Annotated in this window: 17 protein-coding genes; 10 read left to right on the top strand and 7 right to left on the bottom strand. The window is 61.8% G+C overall.

Annotation, left to right across the window (positions count from 1 at the left end; genetic code table 11):
• Positions 1-122: 122 nt before the first annotated feature.
• The 3 genes from ACR0NT_RS04145 to ACR0NT_RS04135 all read left to right on the top strand — a co-directional run bounded on the left by ACR0NT_RS04145 (position 123) and on the right by ACR0NT_RS04135 (position 2,781).
• Positions 123-494: a helix-turn-helix domain-containing protein gene (locus ACR0NT_RS04145; RefSeq protein WP_058280151.1), complete on the top strand. Its 372-nt coding sequence runs from the start codon at positions 123-125 to the stop codon at positions 492-494.
• A 45-nt stretch (positions 495-539) separates the two neighbouring features.
• Positions 540-1,331 carry a histidinol-phosphatase gene (hisN, locus tag ACR0NT_RS04140; protein WP_170670659.1) on the top strand — a complete coding sequence of 264 codons (792 nt, stop codon included), beginning with the start codon at positions 540-542 and terminating at the stop codon, positions 1,329-1,331.
• A 115-nt stretch (positions 1,332-1,446) separates the two neighbouring features.
• Positions 1,447-2,781 (top strand): 8-oxoguanine deaminase, encoded by a 1,335-nt coding sequence (locus ACR0NT_RS04135; RefSeq protein WP_170670661.1) that lies wholly within the window; start codon positions 1,447-1,449, stop codon positions 2,779-2,781.
• On the opposite strand, the gene guaD is transcribed toward ACR0NT_RS04135, so the two are convergent.
• Positions 2,778-4,067: a guanine deaminase gene (guaD, locus tag ACR0NT_RS04130; protein ID WP_170670663.1), complete on the bottom strand. Its 1,290-nt coding sequence runs from the start codon at positions 4,065-4,067 to the stop codon at positions 2,778-2,780. The two genes, ACR0NT_RS04135 and guaD, sit on opposite strands and share 4 nt — an antisense overlap.
• Positions 4,068-4,206: 139 nt before the next feature.
• Between guaD and mgtE the strand changes: the two genes are divergently transcribed.
• Positions 4,207-5,601: a magnesium transporter gene (mgtE, locus tag ACR0NT_RS04125; RefSeq protein ID WP_170441028.1), complete on the top strand. Its 1,395-nt coding sequence runs from the start codon at positions 4,207-4,209 to the stop codon at positions 5,599-5,601.
• Positions 5,598-6,161 (top strand): 5-formyltetrahydrofolate cyclo-ligase, encoded by a 564-nt coding sequence (locus ACR0NT_RS04120; protein WP_170670665.1) that lies wholly within the window; start codon positions 5,598-5,600, stop codon positions 6,159-6,161. The genes mgtE and ACR0NT_RS04120 overlap by 4 nt, the downstream gene beginning before the upstream one ends.
• Positions 6,162-6,166: 5 nt before the next feature.
• Here ACR0NT_RS04120 and ACR0NT_RS04115 read toward each other — a convergent pair whose 3' ends face one another.
• Entirely contained in the window at positions 6,167-6,400 is a 234-nt protein-coding gene (locus tag ACR0NT_RS04115; RefSeq protein WP_170441032.1) for a DUF333 domain-containing protein, read from the bottom strand.
• An 89-nt stretch (positions 6,401-6,489) separates the two neighbouring features.
• Between ACR0NT_RS04115 and ACR0NT_RS04110 the strand changes: the two genes are divergently transcribed.
• The 3 genes from ACR0NT_RS04110 (at position 6,490) to ACR0NT_RS04100 (ending at position 10,007) form a co-directional block, all read left to right on the top strand.
• Positions 6,490-7,305 (top strand): TIGR00282 family metallophosphoesterase, encoded by an 816-nt coding sequence (locus ACR0NT_RS04110; protein ID WP_170670667.1) that lies wholly within the window; start codon positions 6,490-6,492, stop codon positions 7,303-7,305.
• Between the two features lie 80 nt (positions 7,306-7,385).
• Positions 7,386-9,164, top strand: a complete 1,779-nt coding sequence (locus ACR0NT_RS04105) for an SLC13 family permease (RefSeq protein WP_170441036.1) — start codon at positions 7,386-7,388, stop codon at positions 9,162-9,164.
• Between the two features lie 96 nt (positions 9,165-9,260).
• Positions 9,261-10,007 (top strand): YbaY family lipoprotein, encoded by a 747-nt coding sequence (locus tag ACR0NT_RS04100; protein ID WP_170670669.1) that lies wholly within the window; start codon positions 9,261-9,263, stop codon positions 10,005-10,007.
• Here the strand turns inward: ACR0NT_RS04100 and ACR0NT_RS04095 are convergent, their stop codons facing one another.
• From ACR0NT_RS04095 to ACR0NT_RS04080, 4 genes are all read right to left on the bottom strand, one after another.
• A complete protein-coding gene (locus ACR0NT_RS04095) occupies positions 10,008-11,669 on the bottom strand; it encodes an FAD-binding dehydrogenase (RefSeq protein ID WP_170441040.1) in 1,662 nt (553 codons plus the stop codon).
• An 11-nt stretch (positions 11,670-11,680) separates the two neighbouring features.
• A complete protein-coding gene (locus ACR0NT_RS04090) occupies positions 11,681-12,538 on the bottom strand; it encodes a bile acid:sodium symporter family protein (RefSeq protein ID WP_170441042.1) in 858 nt (285 codons plus the stop codon).
• Positions 12,539-12,610: 72 nt separating this feature from the next.
• Positions 12,611-13,345 carry a glutamine amidotransferase gene (locus ACR0NT_RS04085; protein WP_170441044.1) on the bottom strand — a complete coding sequence of 245 codons (735 nt, stop codon included), beginning with the start codon at positions 13,343-13,345 and terminating at the stop codon, positions 12,611-12,613.
• A gap of 16 nt (positions 13,346-13,361) precedes the next feature.
• A complete protein-coding gene (locus ACR0NT_RS04080; protein ID WP_170441046.1) occupies positions 13,362-15,134 on the bottom strand; it encodes an SLC13 family permease in 1,773 nt (590 codons plus the stop codon).
• 110 nt (positions 15,135-15,244) lie between these two features.
• Between ACR0NT_RS04080 and ACR0NT_RS04075 the strand changes: the two genes are divergently transcribed.
• Both ACR0NT_RS04075 and ACR0NT_RS04070 read left to right on the top strand, forming a co-directional pair.
• Entirely contained in the window at positions 15,245-15,985 is a 741-nt protein-coding gene (locus ACR0NT_RS04075) for a YebC/PmpR family DNA-binding transcriptional regulator (RefSeq protein ID WP_170670671.1), read from the top strand.
• A gap of 142 nt (positions 15,986-16,127) precedes the next feature.
• Complete coding sequence (locus ACR0NT_RS04070; RefSeq protein WP_170670673.1) at positions 16,128-17,393, top strand: permease; 1,266 nt, start codon at positions 16,128-16,130, stop codon at positions 17,391-17,393.
• Positions 17,394-17,402: 9 nt separating this feature from the next.
• On the opposite strand, the gene ACR0NT_RS04065 is transcribed toward ACR0NT_RS04070, so the two are convergent.
• Complete coding sequence (locus ACR0NT_RS04065; protein ID WP_170670675.1) at positions 17,403-18,293, bottom strand: LysR family transcriptional regulator ArgP; 891 nt, start codon at positions 18,291-18,293, stop codon at positions 17,403-17,405.
• Between the last annotated feature and the right edge of the window lie 73 nt (positions 18,294-18,366).

Genomic DNA, 18,366 nt, shown 5'->3' with positions numbered 1-18,366 from the left:
GGTGCTGATTTGGGGGCATGTTCCTGATTAGGAAGTGGTTAAGGGCGGCTCGCTAGTGTTGCGTTAAAAAGGCATGTCGCGCACTCAAATCGGTTGTGTGTGTAGTTTAGAGGAGAATACCAATGACCCATCACGTCGATGTCCATGTGGGCAAGCGCGTCCGGCATCGCCGCTGGCTGATTGGCATGACCCAGCAGCAGTTGGCGCAGCAAGTTGGTATTAAGTTTCAACAAATTCAGAAATATGAAACGGGTGCCAACCGGATCAGCGCATCCCGCCTGTGGGACATCGCCGAGGCATTGGATGTGCCTGTCAGCTTTTTCTTTGAAGGTTTGGAAGAGGCCGAAAAAGAAGCAACCGGCAAAAAATCGGTTCCGGCTGATCTGATGGGGGACAAGGAAGCTCTGGATTTGGTGCGTTCCTACTATGCGATCCCTGAAAATCAACGCCGGCGTCTGTTTGAACTGGCCCGGGTGCTGAGCGACGTCGCCTGAGCGAACGGGCTTGACTCTGGCACGCGCGGGCCGCACGGGTAGCGCATGCAAGAGACCATTTTGAGCGATCTGGATGTTGCCGAGGAAATGGCCGACGCCGCGCGCGCGGCCATTCTTCCGTTTTTCAGGCAATCCAATCTTGAGACCGACAACAAACTGGCCGAGGGCTTTGATCCGGTAACGGTTGCCGATCGGGCTGCCGAGCAGGCCATGCGCGCGGTTCTGGCAAAACACCGGCCCGATGACGGTATCTTTGGGGAAGAGTTCGGCCAAGTTCAGGGCATCAGCGGCCGGACTTGGGTGCTGGACCCGATCGACGGTACGCGCGGTTTCATCTGCGGAACACCCACTTGGGGCGTGCTGATCGCGCTGAGCACACCGGACGGTCCGGTTCTGGGGGTTATCGACCAGCCCTATATTGGCGAGCGTTTTGTGGGGTCGGCCGATATCGCGCGGATGACCGGCCCAACCGGCACGGTCCCATTGAAGACCCGCCTGACCCCCGGCCTGGACCAGGCGGTACTGTTCACCACATTCCCCGAGGTCGGAACCCCCGAAGACCGCGCTGGGTTCGAGGCCGTGGCGCAACAGGTGCGTCTGACGCGCTATGGCATGGATTGTTATGCCTATGCTCTGCTGGCTGCGGGGCAGGTCGATCTGGTGATCGAGGCTGGCCTGAATGCCTATGACATTCAGGCGCCGATTGCGGTGATCGAAGCGGCTGGCGGTGTTGTCACTGATTGGCAGGGTGGCCCGGTGCATGAGGGCGGGCGCGTGCTGGCGGCCGCGAATGCCACGTTGCACGCGGCGGCGCTGGAGATCTTGCGCCAACACTGAAAGTGATTGCCGGGTCTGAAACGGTCGGCTAGGGTTTGCCCGGCTGGTTCTTGTACCCGTTTTCCGCCAGCCAACGCTCTTCTTGCACGAAACGGGTGTAAAGCAAGGGGGCGGAATGACCGAAATCCTGATCAAGAATGCAGACACCATCCTGACGATGGACGACACGCGCCGTGAGCTTTCTGGCGCGGATATACTGATCCGTGGCGGGCAGATCGAACAGATTGGCCGCGGCCTGAAAACCATCGGTGAGGTTCACGATGCCGCCGGGTGTGTCGTGACACCGGGCTTGGTGAACACCCATCACCACCTTTACCAGACCCTGACCCGCGCGGTGCCCGGCGGGCAGGATGCGCTGCTGTTTGGCTGGTTGAAGACGCTCTATCCCATCTGGTCCCGCTTTGGGCCGGAAGAGATGTTTGTTTCGGCCCAGATCGGCCTGGCCGAACTGGCCTTGTCCGGATGCACGCTCAGTTCTGACCACCTTTATCTGTACCCGAACGGTGCGCGACTGGATGACACGATTGCGGCAGCGGCCGAGATCGGCCTGCGGTTTCACCCCACCCGCGGCGCCATGAGCATTGGCGAAAGCGATGGTGGCCTGCCGCCGGATTCGCTGGTCGAAGCCGAGGCCGCGATTCTCGAGGACATGATCCGGGTCGTAGATGCGTTTCACGACCCTTCCGAGGGCGCGATGTGTCGTGTCGGGCTGGCGCCGTGTTCCCCGTTCTCGGTCAGCCGTGATCTGATGCGGGATGCGGCGATTCTGGCGCGGGACAAGGGCGTGATGCTGCACACCCATCTGGCCGAGAATGACGAAGATATCGCCTATTCACAGGCGCAGTTCGGCTGTCGTCCGGGGCAATATGCCGAGGACCTGGGCTGGACCGGTGCGGATGTCTGGCACGCCCATTGCGTCAAGCTGGACGGGGCAGAGATTGATCTGTTCGCCAGAACCGGGACCGGTGTCGCGCATTGTCCCTGTTCCAATTGCCGTCTGGGTTCGGGCATCGCACCGGTTCGTGCGATGCGTGATCGGGGTGTGTCGGTTGGACTGGGGGCGGATGGGTCAGCCAGCAACGACAATGGCAACCTGATCCTCGAGGCGCGTCAGGCCATGCTGATGCAACGGGTCGCGAACGGTGCGGATGCATTGTCTTCCCGCGAGGCGCTGGAGATCGCGACGCGTGGCGGCGCCGACGTTCTGAACCGCCCCGATTGCGGACGGCTGGAGCCCGGCAAGCGCGCGGACATTGCCATCTGGGACACGCGTGGCATCGAGAGCGCAGGCAGTTGGGACCCGGCGGCGTTGCTGCTGGCCGGGCCGATGAATGTGAAACATCTGTTTGTTGAAGGTCGTCAGATCGTACGCGACGGGCATGTCACCACATTGGACATGCCCCGTGTGATCGCGCGGCAGAACCAGTTGGCGTGCGCGCTGCGGCCCTAGTGGCTGACGCGTTCACCGGCGATCCAGACCTCGGAAATCGCCCGGTCATCGCCCATCATGATGGTGGGGAAGATGGCCTCCCATAGGTCGTCGGCACAGGCTTCGCGCTGGGCGATGGCCGGGGTCGATGCGAGATCAAGGACGATCAGATCGGCCTCCATCCCCGGTGCGACATTGCCGATGCAATCGTCCATCCGTAATGTGCGCGCCGATCCCACGGTGCCCAGCCACAGCAGTTGCGCGGCGTGCAGGGGTGCGCCCCGCAGCTGCCCGATCTCATAGGCGGCGGCCATCGTGCGTAGCATCGAGAAACTGGACCCGCCACCGGTATCCGTCGCAAGCCCGACGCGGTGGCCGTCCCGCATCAGCCCGGTCATGTCGAACAGGCCCGAGCCGATGAACGTGTTCGAGGTCGGGCAATGGATAAGCGCCGCGTCGACCTCGCGCAGCCGGTCGCGTTCGCGCGATTCCAGGTGGATGACGTGGCCGTAGACACCGTGCGCGCCCAGCAGGCCGAACTTCTCATAGGTGTCCAGATAATCGCGCGCCTCGGGGAACAGCTCGCGGACCCAGGCGATCTCGTCGGTCTGTTCGCTCAGGTGGGTTTGCATCAGGCAATGCGGATGCTCGGCCCAAAGAGCGCCCATCGCCTCAAGCTGTTCGGGCGTGGAGGTGGGGGAAAAGCGCGGAGTGATGGCGTAAGACAGCCGGTCGATCCCGTGCCATTTTGCAAGCAGCGCTTCGGACTGGTCATATGCTGTCCGGGCCGTGTCCCGCAGCCTCTCGGGCGCGTTACGGTCCATGCAGGTTTTACCGGCGACCACACGCTGATTGCGCGCTTGCGCGGCGGTAAAGAAGGCATCGACGCTTTCGGGGTGGATGGTGCAGAAACTGCACATCGTCGTGGTGCCGTGCGCGGCGGTCAGGTCCAGATACCGGTTGGCGATCTCGGATGCATAGGCCGGGTCGCTGAACTTCATCTCTTCGGGGAACGTATAGGTGTTCAGCCAGTCGATCAGGCGCTTGCCCCAACTGGCGATCATGGCGGTCTGCGGATAGTGCACATGCGCATCAACGAAACCTGCCATGACGACGCGCTGACCGTAGTCGACTACGGCAGCGTCTGGATGGGCGGCGCGCAGGCTGTCAGCATCCGCCACGGCGGCAATGCGGCCGTCTTCGACCAGAACCGCCTCGCTGATTTTGACGGCGTCGACCGGCTCACCCTCGAACGGGGTGCCGGTGAAACTCAGGACACGTCCTTTCAGCAGCGTTTTTTGCGCCATTTTCCTTCATCTCCGCCTGTATGGGACTGCGAAACAGCATAGGCGGGCGAAACTTGTCGGTAAATCGCCGCATTGTCATTGTTTTCCGGTAGCAGCTTCTTCTAATTAGGGGCCAATGACCGAATGATACGGGGCAGACATGACAACAGGCTTTGATGAACCCGTAAATGACGCGCACAGCGATGAGGATGTCTATGCGCTGGATCGCAAGACCGTAGCGGCCATTTTGTACGCGGTTGATGTGGAAGACCGCGACAAGCTGGTCGAGCTGATGGAGCCGCTGCACCCGGCCGACATCGCCGACCTTCTGGAGCAGATCAATCCGTATGACCGTGCCCGCCTGATCCGTCTGTATGACAAGGAGTTTGACGGCGACATCCTGTCAGAACTCGATGAGGCGGTGCGCGAAGAGATCATCGGCATCCTGAAGCCCGATGTTCTGGCCGACGCCGTGCGCGAGATGGAAAGCGACGACGTTGTCGACCTGCTGGAAGACCTTGAAGAGCCCCAGCAGGAGGCGATCCTTGATGCGCTTGAGGATTCCGAGCGGATCGCGGCGGAACAGGCGCTGTCCTACCCCGAGAACTCGGCCGGTCGTCTCATGCAGCGCGAGGTGGTCATGGCGCCCGAGCATTGGGCAGTGGGGCAAGCAATCGACTTCATGCGCGCCAATGATGATCTGCCCGAGCAGTTCTATCACGTTGTTCTGGTCGATCCGCGGCTGAAGCCCGTGGCGCAGGTCACGCTGGGCAAGTTGATGGCAACCCGGCGCGAGGTGCCGCTGCACGACATCGCTGAGGAAGAGTTTCACACCATCCCCGTTGATCAGGACGAGGAAGACGTGGCCTATGCCTTCAATCAGTACCACCTGATCTCGGCCCCGGTGGTCGATGCGGATGGGCGGCTGGTTGGTGTGATCACCATCGACGACGCCATGGTCGTTCTGGATGAAGAACACGAGGAAGATATCCTGCGTCTGGCAGGGGTTAGCGACGAAAGCTCAATCTCGGACAGCGTGGCGGCGACCAGCCGGCGACGTCTGCCGTGGCTGGCGGTGAACCTGTGTACGGCGATCTGTGCCTCGCTGGTGATTTCACAGTTCGAGGCGGCGATTGATCAGCTGGTGGCGCTGGCGATTCTGATGCCGATCGTGGCGTCTATGGGCGGCAATGCGGGGACGCAATCGCTGACAGTGGCGGTACGGGCGCTGGCAACGCGCGACCTGACCAACGCAAACGTGATGCGTGTGATCCGGCGGGAACTGCTGGTGGGGATGTTGAACGGGCTGTGTTTTGCCATCGTGCTGGGGACGGTGGGGATGATGTGGTTCGATTCTCCGATGTTGGGTGTCGTGATCGGATCGGCCTTGGTCGTGAACATGGTCATCGCGGGCTTTGCAGGTACGGTAGTACCGGTGGTGCTGGACCGCATGGGTGTTGACCCGGCGCTGGCGTCAGGGACCTTTGTGACAACCACAACGGATGTCATGGGGTTCTTTATCTTTCTTGGGCTTGCCAGCGTGGTGCTACTGTGACCGATCTGACTGACATCAAAGCCGCCGCGCGCAAGGCGGCTTTTGCGCGCCGCAAGGCTGCGTTTGACACCCGTCTGCCCGGAGCCGCCGGGCGCCTGTCCGAGGTGCTGGCCGGACACCGGGGCGTGCCTCTGTCGGGTTACATGCCGATCCGCACCGAGATTGATCCGCTGGCTGCAATGGCCGAGGCCTCGGCCTATGGCCCTGTCGGTGTGCCGGTGATTCAGGCTGCCGGGCAACCGCTGAAGTTTTCGCGCTGGACGCCCGAGGGGGCGCTGAAAGACGGACCTTTCGGTGCCAAAGTGCCCGAGCTTGATGATTATTTCGACCCCGAGATTCTGATCGTTCCGCTGGTCGCCTTCGATGCGCAGGGCGGGCGATTGGGCTATGGCGGCGGGTTCTATGACCGCACGTTGGAAGGGTTGCGTGCCAAACGCCCGACGTTGGCCATCGGTTTTGCCTTTGACGCGCAAGAGGCCGAAGGGCTGCCGCTGGAGCCCACCGATCAGCCGCTGGACATGGTGATCACCGAAAGCCGGGTACTGACGTTTCCGGCCTGAGTGTCTCAGGTCGGGCTGTTCTCGCGGAAATATTCCCAGGCATCCACTTCGCGCCCGTCCGGCAGAATGCAGACGCCCGATTGCCCGTTGTCACCGTCGCGGATTTCGTATTTCGCACCGCTTTCCACGCAGAACGTGGCCGCGGGGTTGGCCAGTTCGGTAGAGGAATCCGGTGTAGGCACATCATCACAAGCGGCAAGTGCGATCAGGCCAAGAGCGGCAATAAGGGGGCGAGTCATCACGAATCTCCTGTTGAAAGGGCTTTGGCGGATTATGCAGGCAGCTTAACCACTTGTGCTTGGCCATTACCACACTTAGGACAGGTTGGATGAGGATACTTTTTCTGGGTGACGTCATGGGCCGCGCGGGACGCACGGCCGTACAGCAACATCTGCCACGTCTGCGCGACGAATGGCGGCTGGATTTTGTTGTTGTCAATGGCGAGAACGCCTCGAACGGGATGGGTCTGACCGGGGATCACGCCAAGCTGCTGCTGGACGCGGGTGCGGATTGTCTGACGCTGGGCGACCATGCGTTCGACCAGAAAGACATGCTGCAATTCATTGGAAAAGAGTCGCGCATCGTACGCCCGGTGAACTTTGCCAAAGGCGCGCCGGGGCGGGGGCATCGCCTGTTCAACGCACCCGGAGGCCGCAAGGTGCTGGTCGTGCAGGTGCTGGGGCAGGTGTTCATGAAACGGCCCTTCGATGATCCGTTCTCGGCCGTTGAACCGATCCTGAAATCGCACCCGCGCGGCGGGCAGGCGCAGGCCATCATCGTTGATATGCACTGCGAGGCGACGTCCGAGAAGATGGCAATGGGGCATTACTGCGACAAACGCGCCAGCCTTGTGGTGGGGACGCATACCCATGTGCCCACGGCAGACGCGCAGATTTTGCCGGGTGGCACAGCTTACCTGACCGATGCTGGGATGTGCGGGGACTATGACTCGGTGATCGGCATGGACAAGGTCGAACCGATGCGCCGTTTCATCACCGGGATGCCCAAGGCGCGGTTTACCCCTGCGAATGGCGAGGCAACTCTGAGCGGTGTGTTCGTCGAGACTGATGACCGCGACGGGCACGCAAAATCTGTGCAGATGGTCCGCGTTGGCGGGCGCTTGCAGCAGGCTGGGCCGCAGTAAGGCTTGCTCTGCCGCGCGCAATGCGTGAAACTGCCCGACGGGCGCGCAAGCCAGGCCAAGGTTCGGACACAAAACCAAGAATGCAATTCCTTCAACTGACAGAAACGGGCAGCGCGATATTGGCGCTGATGGTCGTTGCGGGCATGTTCGTCATGTTCCTGCGCGAGGTTTACCCGACCGAAGTGGTCGCCATCGGTGGCGTGGCCATCATGCTGGTCACGGGCATCCTGCCGTATCAGAGCGCGCTGGCCGTGCTGTCCAACCCTGCACCGTGGACGATCGCGGCAATGTTCATCATCATGGGCGCCCTCGTGCGGACGGGGGCGCTGGATGCGTTTACCTCGACCGCGCAAAAGCAGGCGCAGGTGAACCCGCGATTTGCCATCGGTCTGTTGATGGCGTTTGTCGTACTGGCCTCAGCGGTGGTGTCGAACACGCCGGTCGTTGTGGTGATGATCCCGGTCTTTGTGCAGATTGCGCGCACGCTGAATGTTCCGGCCTCGAAACTGCTGATCCCGCTGAGTTACGCGGCAATTCTGGGCGGAACGCTGACCCTGATCGGGACCTCGACCAACTTGCTGGTGGATGGTGTTGCACGGGCGCAGGGGATGAAGGCGTTTTCGATCCTCGAGGTCACGCCGCTGGGCATCGCTCTGGTGATCTATGGCATGGTCTATCTGCGTTTCGTCGCGCCGCGCCTGTTGCCGGACCGCGACAGCATGGCAACGCTGCTGTCCGACCGGTCCAAGATGAAGTTTTTCACCGAAGCCGTCATCCCTCCCGAAAGCAACCTGATCGGGCGCGAAGTGACGGGGGTGCAGCTGTTCAAACGCCCCGGCGTGCGCCTGATCGACGTGATCCGGGGTGACGAGTCGCTGCGGCGCAACCTGAAAGGGGTTGAGCTGAAGCTTGGCGACCGCGTTGTTCTGCGCACCGAGATGACCGAGTTGCTGAGCCTGCAAAGCAACAAGGAACTCAAACGTGTCGATCAGGTTTCGGCGGTTGAGACCAAGACCGTTGAGGTGCTGATCACACCGGGTTGCCGCATGGTCGGCCGAACGCTTGGCGCGCTGCGTCTGCGCCGCCGGTATGGTGTTTATGTGCTGGCAGTGCATCGGCGGAACCAGAACATCGGGCGTCAGTTGGATGATCTGGTGGTGCGGGTCGGCGATACGCTGCTGCTTGAAGGGTCCCCTGCAGATATCCAAAAGCTGGCATCTGACATGGACATGGTCGACGTCACCCAGCCCTCGGCCCGTGCGTTCCGGCGCAGCCATGCGCCGATTGCCATTGGTGCGCTGGTGGGGATCGTCGTTCTAGCCGCGCTGGGTGTGGCACCGATCCTGCTGCTATCGGTTCTGGCCGTCGCGGTGGTGCTGCTGACCCGCTGCATCGACGCCGATGAGGCGTTTTCCTTTGTCGAGGGCCGTCTGCTGGCGCTGATCTTTTCGATGCTGGCCATCGGTGCGGCGCTGGACAAATCCGGGGCCGTTTCGCTGATTGTCGAAGCGATCGCTCCGGGCCTGAGCGTGCTGCCGCCCTTCCTGATCATCTGGGCCGTCTATCTGCTGACCTCGGTGCTGACTGAACTGGTGTCGAACAATGCGGTGGCCGTGGTGGTGACGCCGATTGCCATCGGTCTGGCGCAGGCGGTCGGGATCGACCCGCGTCCGCTGGTGGTGGCGGTCATGGTGGCGGCGTCGGCCTCGTTCGCAACGCCCATCGGATACCAGACCAACATGATGGTCTACGGGCCGGGGGGCTACCGGTTTACCGATTTCCTGAAAGTCGGAGTGCCGCTGAACCTGACGGTCGGATTGCTGGCATCTTTGCTGATCCCATTCATCTGGCCATTGTAAAGGCGGCGCGGAATCGCCGATCTGCGCTTGCTGCTCTTGTAAATGCTGATCCGGCCACGATCTTTTCAACAAAGAAGAATGTGAAAGGATTGGATCATGCCTTTTCCAAAGCTCGGCCAGGCCATTGTCGCCGTCGCAATCGCGCTGACCATTATCGGCGGCCAAAGCCATGCCGGAACGGTCACGGGAACGGCGACCTATCGCGAGCGGATCGCGGTGCCCGAAGATGCAACATTGTATGTCGAGTTGCAGGACATCTCACTGGCCGATGCGCCCGCTGTCACGCTGGCCGCCCAACGATACGCGCTGACCGGTGTGCCGGCCGCGTTCGAACTGACCTTTGACGACGCGCTGATCCGCGACGGGATGACCTATGCGGTTCAAGCCTCGATTCATCGCGACGGGCAATTGTTGTTCACCACCGATACGGTGCATCCGGTGCTGACCAACGGGGGCGGGGAGACGACCGACCTTGTTCTGGTGCAGGTGGGCGGCCAGGGCGCTGCCACGATTGAGAACTCTAACTGGACCGCGATTGGTATCAACGGCGACGTGCTGAACACCGAACGCCCGCCACAGCTTGATTTTGCCCAAGGCGGCGCGTTCAGCGGCACGGGCGGGTGCAACCGTTTTACGGGGCAAGCCGAATTGTCGGGCAACGCGCTTGAGTTTCCGGACAACATTGCTGCCACGCTGATGGCCTGCCCACCCGAACTGGAGTCGGTCGAAGACCAGTTCTTTGCCGCCCTGCAAAGCGTATCCAGCTATGCGATGGCGGGGGACAGCCTGGTACTGTTGGATGCGGCAGGCGAGCCGGTGCTCAAGTTCATGCGCACGCCGTAATCACGCAACGGCCCGTGACCGCCCCGCATTGCGGCCCGAGAAGATGCAGCCGCCCAGGAAGGACCCTTCGAGCGCGTTGTAGCCATGATAGCCACCGCCGCCGAATCCTGCGACCTCTCCGGCCGCGAACAGGCCGGGAACGACCTGACCGTCTGCGCCGATCATCTGGCTGTCGAGATTGGTTTGCAGCCCGCCCAGCGTCTTGCGGGTGAGCACGTGCAGCTTTACCGCGATCAGCGGGCCGTTGGCCGGATCAAGGAATTTGTGCGGCTTGGCGGTGCGGATCAGCTTGTCGCCGCGATAGTTGCGCGCAGCCAGAATGGCCGCCATCTGCGCGTCTTTGGTAAAGGGGTTGTCGACCTGGCTATCCCGCGCCTCGATCTGGGCGCGCAGATGAGATTCTTCGATCAGACCGCCGCCTAACTGGTTCATCCCGCTGACGAGTTCGGTCAGCGTATTGGCGACGATGAAATCCTCACCGTGGTCCTTGAACGCCTCAACCGGCGCGGTGGCCTTTGATCCGGTCAGGACGCGTTGAAACAGCACTTCACGCCAGCCACCATCGGTCATATCGGGGTTCTGTTCCGAGCCGGACAGGGCGAATTCCTTCTTGATCACCTTCTGAGTCAGCACAAACCAGCTGTATTCATACCCAGTTTTCAGGATTTCCTTCAGCGTACCCAGCGTGTCGAACCCCGGCATACAGGGCGGCTTCAGCCGGTTGCCACGCGCGTCGAACCACATGGAGCTTGGGCCGGGCAGGATACGGATACCATGCGAGGGCCAGATCGGGTTCCAGTTGCGCACACCTTCGGTGTAGTGCCACATCCGGTCGCCGTTGATGACGTGGCCGCCGGCCTTTTCGCTGATGCCGATCATGCGGCCATCGACGTGGAACGGGACGCCGGCCACCATGTCCTTAGGCGGATCGCCCAGCCGGTCGCGGGGCCAGTTCTTGCGCACCATCTCGAAGTTTCCACCGATCCCCCCCGAAGTGACGATAACCGAAGGCGCATAGACCTCGAACTCGCCGACCTCATCGCGGTTGGTCTTGGCACCATGAGGGGCCGTGTCATCGGCCAGAACTTCGCCTGACACGCCTTTGGTGCCGCCGTTCTGCATGATGATATGGCTGACCTGATGGCGGAATTTCAGCTCGATCAGCCCGGCGCTGACATGGTCCTGCACACGGCGGACAAAGTGTTTCAGGACGCCCGGACCAGTGCCCCAGGTGATGTGAAACCGGGGAACCGAGTTGCCGTGACCGTCTGCATACGACCCGCCGCGTTCAGCCCAGCCGACGATGGGGAACCAGCGCAGGCCCATCTCGTGCAGCCAGGGGCGCATCTCTCCGGCGGCGAATTCCACATAGGCTTCGGCCCATTTGCGGGGCCAGACGTCTTCGTCGCGGTCGAACTGCGCGCTGCCCATCCAGTCGCGCAAGGCCAGATCGTGGCTGTCTTTGATCCCCATGCGCCGCTGTTCCGGAGTGTCGACCATGAACAGCCCGCCGAGGCTCCAGAACGCTTGCCCGCCCAGAAAATGCCGGGGTTCCTGATCCAGCACGATCACCTTCTTGCCGCGATCCCCCAACTCGGCCGCGGCGGCCAGACCGGCCAGCCCGGCCCCCACGACGATGGCATCAGCAGTGTTGTTGGTCATGTCTTGTCCTTTCAGCGGCTGCGGAGCCAGCCGATATACGGCAGCGCCACGACATACATCATGATACCGTAAACGGCCGAGGGCAGGGCAAGCGGGCTGAACCCGCTATCTGTTCCCGTGATCAGCGCCGCCAGAGTGATCCCCAGTGTCGAGTTCTGGATGCCGGTTTCGATTGAGACCGTCTTGCTTTCATTCCACGACAGTTTCGCGGCACGCGCCAACCCCAGCCCGATGGCCAGCAGAGCGATGTTCAAAGTGACCAGCCCGGCGCCCATGATCTCAAGGTTGTCGATGAACAGCTGCCAGTTCCCGGCCAGCGCTGCGAGGACGATCAGGACAAAAAGGACGGTGGCCACTTTGGACAAGGGGGCGTCAATCCGTTCTGCAAAGGCGGGCGCGAAGTGGCGCAGGCTAACGCCGATGGCTACGGGCAGGGTTGTGATCAGAAACAGGGCAACGGCCAGACCGGTGATCGAAACCTCGGGTGCATCTTCACCCATGAAATGGGCGATCGACCATGCCGCGAGAATTGGAACCGTCACCATCGACAAAAGACTTATAACCGCAGTCAGACTGACCGACAGCGCAACATCGCCTTTTGCCAATTTGGTCAGGATGTTGCTGGTTACACCTCCGGGGCAAAAGCTAAGCAGCATGAAACCCACCGCGATCTCGGGCGGCAGGGCAAACAGTTTGACGGTGATGAAGGCCGCAATCGGCAGCAGTACCACCTGACTCAGCGCACCGATGGCGAACGGGTAGCCCCGGGTCAGAACGCGGCGGAAATCGGCGACGTGCAGCCCAACGCCCAGAGACAGCATGATAATGGCCAGCGACAGTGGCAGGCCGACATTGATAAGCAGATCCAAGAACAACTCCTCCCAAAGCCGTTCCGGGCAGCCTATGCGAGGGTCTAAGTTTCAGGCAACCGCGCCGTTGGGTCACATATAGCGCTGGGCAAAACGGCGCAGGATTTCGCCGGGTTGGGTGACGTCGGCGGCGTGGCAGATATCGATCAGGCGTTGGGCATCTTCGGGCGGGAAATAGCCGTGATGCTTGTAGATATTGATACGCTCTTCAAAGTCCCGCGCGTTGGCCTCGGGGTGGAATTGCGTGGCATAGACGTTTTGGCCCCAGCGGATCATCTGAAACGGGCAGGGGTCCGAGGCCACAAGGTGAACGCACCCGTCGGGCAGGGTCTGCACGGCCTCTTTATGGCCGACGAACGCGTCGAAGGTCTGCTCCAGCCCGGCGGTCAGCGGGTCGCGCGCCCCGTCCTCGGTCAGATGACAGGTCGAGGGGCCGACGGGTTCTCCGTACTGGTTCTTGCTGACATCTCCATCCAGATGCGCGGCCAGGATGCCGAGGCCGTAGCAGCAGCCCATGAATGGATGATCCTTCGCGGTGATCTGCGGCATCAGGCCCATGATGGCCGCTTCGATACGGGCATCCATCGGGGATTTCGTGGCCGGATCGTCACTTACGCAACCGGGGCCGCCGCCAACGATCACTCCGGCATAGTCGGAGACATTCAGCCCTGCGGGCAGGTCCTCGCAGTCCAGACGGATGCGGCGGGTCTGGTTCGGCGGCAGGCCGGTCTTGTCAAGGATCGAGGCGTATTCGGCGTCCGACGCTTCGGTTTCGGGGCGCAGCTGCAGGATCAGAAATCGTTTCATGGCACGCCTTTACCCGTCAAAGCGGCCAGAAGACAAGAATGGCGGGGATGGAAACCGCGACGATGAGGATTTCCAGCGGCAGCCCCATGCGCCAGTAGTCGCCAAAACGATAGCCGCCGGGGCCAAGGACCAGCGTATTGTTCTTGTGCCCGATGGGGGTGAGGAACGCGGCCGAGGCCGCAACGGCGACCGTCATCAGGAACGGGTCGGGCGACACCTCCAGCGTGCGGGCCATCTGGATACCCACTGGGGCCGCAACAATGGCAGTGGCGGTGTTGTTCAGCACATCGGACAGGGTCATGGTGACGATCATCAGCACCGTCAGAATGGCCCAGGCGGGCAGGCCGTCGGTCAGCTGCACCAGAGCGTTGGCAATCAGCTCGGTACCGCCCGAGGTCTCCAACGCGCTGCCCAGCGGGATCATTGACCCCAGAAGAACGACCACCGGCCATTCGATATGATTGTAGAGATCGGCAATCGGCATGATCTTGGTCAGCACATAGGCCACCACGACCAGCCCCAGCGCGATTGGCAGGTAGATCAGCCCGACACTGGCCGCCAGCACGGCGGCGGCGAACAGGCCAATGGCCAGCCATGCCTTGTCATTTGCGGTGACATTCAGCCCCCGCTGCGCCAGCGGCAGACAGTCCAGCCATTCGGTCACATCCGCGCTGCGGTCGCGGGGGCACAGCAGCAGCAGGATGTCGCCCGCCTCAACCTCGGTCTTGCGGACCTGTTCGGTGATGCGGCGGCCTTGGCGCGAAATACCCATCAGCACGGTGCTTTGCCGCCACGCCAGACCCAGCCCTTGCGCGGTGCGCCCGGTAATGCGGGCGCTTTCAGTTGCAACGACTTCGATCACCTCCAGCCCGTCACCTTCGGCGGTCAGCAACTCCTGCCGCCGTGTGTCCGAGAAGTCGAGGTTCAGCGCGGCGCGAAACTCGTCCAGTGCCTCGGGCCGTGCCTCAAGCACCAGCGCGTCGCCCTGTTTCAACGTGGCATGAGCCGAGCGGCCATAGCGCCGCTTGCCGTCCCGGATCAGGCCGATGATGGCGACGTCGGACTTCTCGGCGGCCTCATAAAGCTCACTGACCCGTTTGCCGATATGCGGCGATTCCGGGGGGACGGTCAGTTCGGCGATGTACTCGGCCAGCGCCTCGGACGTTTCTTCCTGCGGGCCCCGGTTCGGGATCAAACGCCACCCGACCAGCGAGACGAAAGCCAGCCCGGCAATGGCCGCCAGCCCTCCGACCGGGGCGAAATCGAACATCTTGAACGGCTCGCCCAAGGTCTCTTGCCGGATTGATGCGATGATGATGTTCGGAGGCGTGCCGATCAGCGTCGCCATGCCGCCCAGAATGGTGGCAAAGCTCAGCGGCATCAGGGTCAGGCCGACCGAGCGCCCCGCCTTGCGTGCGGTCTGGATATCGACCGGCATCAGCAGCGCCAGGGCGGCGACGTTGTTCATGAACGCCGACAGAACGGCGCCGATCCCGCCCATCAGTGCAATATGCGCGCCCAGCCCCCGCGAGGCATCGACCAGAGTGCGGGTGATCAGGAACACAGCGCCGGATCGGACCAACCCGGCCGAGACCACAAGCACCAGCGCCACGATTATGGTTGCGGGGTGCCCGAACCCGGCAAAAGCGTCATCCACCGGGACCACCCCCAGAACAACACCAATCAGCAGCGCGGAAAAGGCCACAAGATCATAGCGGAAGCGCCCCCACAGAAGCATTCCGAATACAGTGGCGAAAAGGGCAAAAAGAATGATCTGGTCTGTCGTCATGCCGTCACCATACCCGCAAGACGGTCTTGGACAAGCCGCTCTCTTGATCCCATGCCCTGCAAACGTCTATATGAGCGCCGAACACGCAATTACTATCATGAGGACGCACCATGGCAGGCCATTCCAAATGGGCCAACATCCAGCACCGCAAGGGACGTCAGGACGCCGCGCGGTCCAAACTGTTTTCCAAGCTGTCGAAAGAGATCACCGTCGCCGCCAAGATGGGCGACCCCGATCCCGACAAGAACCCGCGCCTGCGTCTGGCGGTGAAAGAGGCCAAGTCGAACTCGGTCCCCAAGGACGTGATCGACCGCGCGATCAAGAAATCGGTCGCTGGCGAAGGCGATGAATATGAAGAAATCCGGTATGAGGGCTATGGCCCCAATGGTGTCGCCGTGATCGTTGAGACGATGACTGACAACCGCAACCGGACGGCCTCGACCGTGCGCTCGACCTTTTCCAAGAACGGCGGCAACCTGGGCGAGACCGGCTCGGTCGGGTTCATGTTCGAACGCAAAGGTGAGGTGGTCTACACCGCCGCTGCCGGCGATGCCGACACCGTTTTCGAAGCGGCCATCGAAGCGGGTGCCGAAGACGTCGAAAGCTCGGACGAAGGGCATATCATCTGGTGTGCCGACACCGATCTGAACGACGTGTCGAACGCGCTGGAAGCCGCGCTGGGCGAGACCGAGTCGACCAAGCTGGTCTGGAAACCCACCACCACGACCGAGCTGGGTCTGGACGACATGCAAAAGCTGATGAAGCTGGTCGATGCGCTGGAAGACGACGATGACGTACAGCGCGTCACCACCAATTTCGAAGCCACGGACGAGGTCATGGCACAGCTCTGACCTGTGTCAAACAGCCGCCTTTGAAAACCCGGCCCTTTGGTCGGGTTTTTCTTTTTCCGTTCATGTGCTTCTTGGCCGGTTGCCCGGAACACTATAGGCTGGCAGGCAGTTTTCCCGTGGGGCAGATGAAGCAAGTGATCGTATGACCGACGCCATACCCAATCGGAACATTTCGGTTCTTGCCGGGCAGAGCATTCTGTCTCAGGTCGCGTGGACGCTGGGCAGCCCGTCCGTGGTGCTGCCGTTTTTGGCGGTGTCGCTGGAACTGCCGATGTTCATTGCCGGGGCATTGGTATCGGTCCGGATGGTGGGCAGCATGATCTCGGACGTTTTTCTGGCGCAACCGATTGCGGCCCGCCAGCAGAAGAAACGCGGGATTGCCCTGACTGAAATCGCCATCGGCGCCTGCCTTGTCATGGCGGTGGTCGTCGCGTCGACCGGAGTGGTTCCCGCCATCGGCATGGCCTTTGTCGCGGCGTTTTTCCTGATTGGCCTGATCGAAGAGATCCAGTCATTGATGTATACCGATCTGATCGGCGACCACGTGCAATCCAAGTCGCGGATGGTGTTGCATTACCTGCAGCTTGGCATTGGCGGGTTGGGCGCCATCGGGCTGGCCGTGCTGCTGCATGAGATCACCAAGGAAAACCCGCCCTTTTCGCGCCATACCGCAGTGATTGCTGTTTCGGTCACATTCTTCGTTCTGTCAGGCCTGTGCATTCTGGCCATGTCCGAGATCTCGGGGAAGACAGAGGTCAAGGGGGACGCCCCGCCTGCGCGGAAACGGAAATTCTCGGAAAACTTCACCGACATCATCGCCATGTTCGATCAGGCCTGGTTTCGCCGCTACATGGTCATGCGCATTCCGTTGGTCGTGGTGTCACTGTCGGTGCCGTTCTTTGCCCTGATCGCGGCCGAGGCACATCACGCGTCGGCCAAGGGTCTGACCGCCATGATCATCTCATCGGCGTCGGGGTATCTGGTCTCGGCCCCCTTGTGGCAGTTGGTCAATATGAAATCACACCGGGCCGTGATGGTGGTTGGCAACCTGATGGTGGCCCTGACCGGAGGCGCGCTTTTGGCGGTGCATTTTCTGGGGGTGGATCACGCAGTACATCTTCATGCGGTGGCCTTGTTCATCGTGACTGTGGCCGTGACGGGCATCAGCGGGGCGCGAAAGCTGTACTTCCTCGACGTGGCCCCCAAGGATCAGCGCGTCAAAGGGGCGGCTGCGATCAAGAGTATCTGTCGGATCACAGCGGTCATCCTGTCAGCCGCACTGGCAGCCATCGCGCATATGCACGAGGTCGCTTGGGCCGTTTTCTTCATCGTTCTTGTCAGCCTGTTTGCCGCCATCACCTGCTATCGGGTGGTTTTGCCAAACACAAAGAAGTCCGAGGCGGCATGACACGGCCCATCAGCGCCGAGTGGACAGCAACGCCCGGGCCGCAACCCGTTTGACCGCACCGGTCAGAGGCGCCAGCGCAGGGGACAAGACGCGGCCCACCTGCCATGTCAGCGGTACGTCCAGCGGTGCATCAGGCAGCAACGGAACCAACCGACCGTCCTCCAACGCCTGCCGTGCCAGCCCGATCGGGTTCATGCCCCAGCCCATCCCGGCAATCGCCGCGTCCACGAACCCTTGCGGTGAGGGCAGGAAATGCGAGGGCGGTGCAATCCTCTGGCCGGTCTGTTCGGTGATCCAAGACTTCTGCAGGCCATCCTTGCGGTTGAAGGTCAAGCAGGGTGCCCGGGTCAGCGTGCGCGCGTTCACCCCATCGGCAAACCATTGGCGCACATAGCCTGGGCTTGCGGTTGCAATGTAACGCAGCGCCCCCAGGTCCGAGGCATCGCAGCCCGCCACCAGTTGGCTGCCCACCGTGATGGCAGCGCTGACCTCTCCGCGTCGCAGCCACTCCGCCGAGTGGTCCTGATCATCGACCACCAGATCGAACAGCAACCCATCGGCCTGTGCCATCGCATCGATGAACCACGTCGCCAGAACGTCGGCAGGAACCGCCACCCGAACGCGGGCCGGGCCGCTGGCTTGATCCAGGGTCAGTTCCCGGGCCAGCCTCGCCTCAAGCAGCCCGATATCCTCGGCATGTTGCGCAATCCGCAACCCGGCCGGGGTGCCCGTGCAGGGTGTGCCGCGTTGGATCAGGGCCGCGCCGACGCGATCCTCCAGCGCCTTGATCCGTTGCGATATGGCCGAAGGTGTCACGGCTAGCTCGGCAGCGGCGGCTTCAAAGCTGCCATGGCGCAAAATGGAAGACAGCGCCGATAGGTGATTGGGATCAAGTAGCATTAGACATACTTAATTAGGATCAACATCTTTAATTTGATAGAAGGCGGCAATACCCGTAGTCAATGCCTCGGAA

The sequence above is a fragment of the Ruegeria sp. AB10 genome, assembly GCF_056542745.1.
Note: the sequence above shows the minus strand (reverse complement) of the source record. Positions and strands in the feature narration are given on the sequence as shown.

Excerpts from the sequence above, each read along its gene's own strand:
- ACR0NT_RS04145 (WP_058280151.1), top strand. The coding sequence starts at position 123 with ATGACCCATCACGTCGATGTCCATGTGGGCAAGCGCGTCCGGCATCGC.
- hisN (WP_170670659.1), top strand. The coding sequence starts at position 540 with ATGCAAGAGACCATTTTGAGCGATCTGGATGTTGCCGAGGAAATGGCC.
- ACR0NT_RS04135 (WP_170670661.1), top strand. The coding sequence starts at position 1,447 with ATGACCGAAATCCTGATCAAGAATGCAGACACCATCCTGACGATGGAC.
- guaD (WP_170670663.1), bottom strand. The coding sequence starts at position 4,067 with ATGGCGCAAAAAACGCTGCTGAAAGGACGTGTCCTGAGTTTCACCGGC.
- mgtE (WP_170441028.1), top strand. The coding sequence starts at position 4,207 with ATGACAACAGGCTTTGATGAACCCGTAAATGACGCGCACAGCGATGAG.
- ACR0NT_RS04115 (WP_170441032.1), bottom strand. The coding sequence starts at position 6,400 with ATGACTCGCCCCCTTATTGCCGCTCTTGGCCTGATCGCACTTGCCGCT.
- ACR0NT_RS04110 (WP_170670667.1), top strand. The coding sequence starts at position 6,490 with ATGAGGATACTTTTTCTGGGTGACGTCATGGGCCGCGCGGGACGCACG.
- ACR0NT_RS04105 (WP_170441036.1), top strand. The coding sequence starts at position 7,386 with ATGCAATTCCTTCAACTGACAGAAACGGGCAGCGCGATATTGGCGCTG.
- ACR0NT_RS04100 (WP_170670669.1), top strand. The coding sequence starts at position 9,261 with ATGCCTTTTCCAAAGCTCGGCCAGGCCATTGTCGCCGTCGCAATCGCG.
- ACR0NT_RS04095 (WP_170441040.1), bottom strand. The coding sequence starts at position 11,669 with ATGACCAACAACACTGCTGATGCCATCGTCGTGGGGGCCGGGCTGGCC.
- ACR0NT_RS04085 (WP_170441044.1), bottom strand. The coding sequence starts at position 13,345 with ATGAAACGATTTCTGATCCTGCAGCTGCGCCCCGAAACCGAAGCGTCG.
- ACR0NT_RS04080 (WP_170441046.1), bottom strand. The coding sequence starts at position 15,134 with ATGACGACAGACCAGATCATTCTTTTTGCCCTTTTCGCCACTGTATTC.
- ACR0NT_RS04075 (WP_170670671.1), top strand. The coding sequence starts at position 15,245 with ATGGCAGGCCATTCCAAATGGGCCAACATCCAGCACCGCAAGGGACGT.
- ACR0NT_RS04070 (WP_170670673.1), top strand. The coding sequence starts at position 16,128 with ATGACCGACGCCATACCCAATCGGAACATTTCGGTTCTTGCCGGGCAG.
- ACR0NT_RS04065 (WP_170670675.1), bottom strand. The coding sequence starts at position 18,293 with ATGCTACTTGATCCCAATCACCTATCGGCGCTGTCTTCCATTTTGCGC.